Below are 4,560 nucleotides of genomic sequence, written 5' to 3'. Positions count from 1 at the left end.
CAACTCCGCATACGTCCACAACACCTCACCCCCGTCCACAGCCAGAGCAGACGGCGCAGCCTGCACCTGCGCCTCGAACAGCTCAGGCAGCGTCGGCTGGTCGGCTCGCTCCGACTGGACCACCCGGTCGAGGCGTTCGCGCAGGGTGAGGATGTTCAGGGCACCGATCCGCTGGGACGGGTTTGCGACCACGGCCCGCAGCAGCTGCGTCCACCGTTCGATCAGCGTCCGGATCGTGGCCCGGTCGTAGAGGTCGGTCGAGAACTCGAGGAACCCGCTGATTCCCAACGGAGCGCGCTCGTGGTCGTGCTCCTCACCCAGGCTGATGAGCACATCGAGGCGTGAGGTGCTGGTGTGCGTCTCCTCCGGGCGGATCTGGAGGTCCGGCAGCTTGAAGTCCGCCTCTTCGGTGTTCTGCAGCACGAAGGCCACCTGGAAGAGCGGGTGGTGCGAGGCGGAGCGCTGCGGGTTGAGCTTCTCCACCAGGTACTGGAACGGGATGTCCTGGTGGGCGTGAGCGGCCAGGCTGGTCCGGCGGACCTGCGCGAGCAGATCGGTGAAGACGGGGTTGCGAGCCGTGTTGGCGCGCAGCACGAGCGAGTTGACGAACAGCCCGATGAGGTCGTCGAGGTTCTCGTCGGTACGCCCGGCGATACCGCTGCCGATCGGGATGTCGGTCCCGGCGCCGAGGCGGGTCATCAGAGCGGCCATGGAGGCCTGCAGCACCATGAACACGGTCGTGTCGGTGGTACGAGCCAGCTCGGCGAGGTCCCGGTGCAGGTCCGCGTCAAGGCTCAGCCGGATGACGTCGCCGGCATAGCTGGCGACGGCGGGGCGGGGCCGGTCGGTGGGGATGGTGACCTGCTCCGGCAGACCAGCGAGCTGCTCGGCCCAGTATTCGTACTGACGGGTGAACGCGCTGGTCACGTCGGTCTCCTTGCCGAGAAGGTGGCGTTGCCAAAGGGTGTAGTCGGCGTACTGGACCGGCAGCTGCGGCCAGTCGGGCTCGGCGCCGGTCAGGCGCGCGGTGTAGGCGGCGATCAGGTCACGGGCCAGCGGCGCCATCGACCAGCCGTCGGCCGCGATGTGGTGGACGATCAGCATCAGCACCGACTCCGTCGGGCTGACGGTGAACAGCCGGGCGTGCAGCGGCACCTGCGCGGACAGGTCGAACTCGTGGCGAGCGGCCCGGTTCAGCGTCTGAGTGACGTCGGCCTCGTCGATCTGCTGGACGTGCAGGGCGACCCGGGCCTGGTCGGGGGCGAGGATGTGCTGGCCGGGCTGTCCGTTGGCCTCCCGGAAGACGGTGCGCAGTGCCTCATGGCGCGCGATGACGTCGTTGAGGGCGTCCTGCAGTGCATGCCGGTCCAGATCACCGGTCAGCCGCAGCGCGAAGGCCATGTTGTAGGTGGCGGAAGGGCCCTCGAGCTTGTGCAGGAACCACAGCCGCTCCTGGGCGTAGGACAGCGGCAGCACCTGCGGCCGGGCCGCAGGTACCAGGGCCGGGCGCAGTTCGCCCGCGTGGTCGGCCAGCCGGCGGGCGAGCCGGGTCACGGTCGGGGCCTCGAAGATCGCGCGCAGCGGGATCTCCACGCCGAGTGCCGTACGGATTCGGCTGATCAGGCGGGTGGCCAGCAGCGAGTGGCCGCCCAGGTCGAAGAAGCTGTCGTCGACCCCGACGCTCGGCAGACCGAGGATCTCGGCGAACGCCGCGCCGAGGATCTGCTCCTGCGGGGTGCGGGCAGCGCGCCCGGTACCGGCCGCGGTGTAGACCGGGGCGGGCAGGGCCCTGCGGTCGATCTTCCCGTTCGGGGTCACCGGCATCCGGTCCAGCGCCACGACGGCCGCGGGGACCATGTAGTCCGGAAGCTGCTGCCGCAGACGGTCGCGGACCTCCTCGGTGGACACACCGTGCTCCGTCTCCGGAACCACGTAGGCCACCAGGCGGACGTCACCGGGCTGGTCCTCACGTGGGACCACCAGGGCCTGCGCGACCCCGGGAATCCTGGTGAGCACGGCCTGGACCTCGCCGGGCTCGATCCGGAACCCACGGATCTTCACCTGCTCATCCGTCCGGCCCAGGTACTCCAGCTCACCGTCCCGGTTCCACCGCACCAGGTCACCCGTGCGGTACATCCGGCCCCCGGCCCCACCGAACGGATCCGCCACGAACCGCTCCGCCGACAACCCCGGCCGGTCCAGGTATCCGCGAGCCATGACAGTACCCGCGTTGTAGAGCTCGCCGGCGATACCCGGGGGTACCAACTGGAGGTACTCGTCCAGCACATAGAGCTGCGTGTGGACGATCGGCCGCCCGATCGTGACGTGCCTGCCCGACAGCGGTGAACTGATGGAGCTGACGAACGTCTCCGTCGTCCCGTACAGGTTGATCATCTGGCGGCCCTGCGACCAGTGCTCCACCACCTCAGGCGGGCACGCCTCGCCCGCCACCAGCACCGTGTGCAGGTCGCGCAGCGAGGCCGCGGTGCCCTCGGGCATACTCGCCAGCGCCGATGGCGGGATGAACGCGTGGGTGACGCGCCGGTCGGCCAGGATGCGCGCGAGCTCTTCCCCTGCGAGGCGGCCGGGCTGGGGCACGACGAGGGTGCCACCACGGCTGATGGCCATGAGGATCTCGATGATCGAGACATCGAAGCTGGGGGAGGCCAGCTGCAGGACGCGGCTGTCGGGACCGGTCGCACAGCACTCGATCAGGCTGGCGGTGACGCCGGCCAGTCCGGTGTGAGGAACGGCGGTGCCCTTGGGCCGGCCGGTGGAACCGGAGGTGTAGATGGTGTACGCGGTGTTCGCCGCCGTCAGCGGGGCGATCCGGTCCGCATCCGTCGGGTCGGTGACGGGCTGCCCGTCCCAGACCTCGGCCAGCTCGTCGACGTCCAGCCCGCCCGGCAGCTCCTGCGCCAGCTCCCCGGTGGTCAGGAGCAGGGCGGGAGCAGCGTCGGCGAGCATGTACGCAATGCGGTCGGCCGGGTAGTCCGGGTCGATCGGCAGATAACCGGCACCCGCCTTCGCGATGCCCAGGATCACGGCGAGCTGCTCGATACGGCGGGGCAGTGCCACGCCGACGAGCTGCTCGGTACCGATGCCCCGGCTGACCAGCCAGTGCGCGATCCGGTTGGCACGGGCGTTCAGCTCGGCGTACGTCCAGGTCGCGTCCCCGGCCTCCAGCGCGGTGGCATCAGGAGTGGCCTGCACTCGGGCCTGGAACAGCTCCGGCAGAGTGGCCGCACCGATCCCCGCGCTCGGGGCACTCGCCCAGTCCTGGAGCTGGGCGGCCTCACCGGGGGTGAGGACGTCCAGGAATCCGATGGGCCGGGACGGGTCGGCCGCGATCGCCTTGAGCAGCCGGATCCAGCGTGTGGTCAGTGCTTCGACCGTGGTCCGGTCGTACAGGTCGGTGGCGAACTCGACCGTGCCGGACATGCCGGCCGGGGTGCCGTTGTCGTCTCGGTGCTCGCCCATGTTGATGAACATGTCGAACCTGGACGTGCCCATGGCGACACCGTCTGCCGCGACCTGCAGGTTGGGCAGTTCGAAGTTCGGCTGCTCGGTGTTGAGGAGGGCGAGCATGACCTGGAACAGGGGATGGTGCGTGGTGCTGCGGTGCGGGTTGAGCTTCTCCACCAGGTGCTCGAACGGGATGTCCTGGTGGGCGTAGGCCTCCAGGCTGGTCCGGCGGACCTGCGCGAGCAGGTCGGTGAAGGCCGGGTTGCCCGCCGTGTCGGTCCGCAGCACCAGGGTGTTGACGAAGAACCCGATCAGCTGGTCGAGGTTCTCGTCGGTGCGCCCGGCGATCGGCGCACCGAGCGGGATGTCGGTCCCGGCGCCGAGGCGGGTCATCAGAGCGGCGAAGGACGCCTGCAGCACCATGAACATGGTGGTGCCGGTGGAGCGGGCCAGCTCGGACAGCGCCTGGTGCAGGTCGGCGTCGATACCGAAGGTGCTGACGTCACCGGCGTAGCTGGCCACGGCCGGGCGGGGACGGTCCGCGGGAACGGTGACCTGTTCCGGCAGACCGGCCAACTGCTCGGCCCAGTACCGCTGCTGGCGGACGAACGGGCTGTCCGGATCGGTGTCGTCGCCCAGCAGGTCGCGCTGCCACAGCGTGTAGTCGGCGTACTGCACCGGCAGCTGCGGCCAGTCGGGCTCGGCGCCGGTCAGGCGGGCGGAGTAGGCGGCGACCAGGTCACGGGCCAGCGGTGCCAGCGACGAGCCGTCACCGGCGATGTGGTGCAGTACCAGCAGCAGCACAGACTCCGTCGGGCTGACGGTGAACAGCTCGGCGTGCAGTGGCACCTGGCCGGCCAGGTCGAACTCGTACCGGGCGGCCTGACGCAGGTGATCGGCGAGTCCGCCCTCGTCCGTGGGGACGATCCGCAGGCCGATACGGGCCTGGTCCAAGGCGAGGATGTGTTGCTGGGGCTGCCCGTGGACCTGCCGGAACACGGTGCGCAGCGCCTCGTGCCGGGAGATCACGTCGTTGATGGCCTCCCCCAGTGCCTGCCGGTCCAGGTCACCGGTCAGCCGCAGGGCGAGCGGCAT

The 4,560-nt window shown here is 70.0% G+C and carries 1 protein-coding gene; it reads right to left on the bottom strand.

Going from position 1 to position 4,560, the window contains the following annotated elements; genetic code table 11:
• Positions 1-4,560: amino acid adenylation domain-containing protein (locus ACFC1R_RS38635; RefSeq protein WP_375946401.1), on the bottom strand; the 4,560-nt coding region annotated here is incomplete at both ends.

It is taken from the genome of Kitasatospora sp. NPDC056138, from assembly GCF_042264695.1.
Classification (GTDB): Bacteria; Actinomycetota; Actinomycetes; order Streptomycetales; family Streptomycetaceae; genus Kitasatospora.
This window is presented reverse-complemented; position numbering and strand designations above follow the sequence as displayed.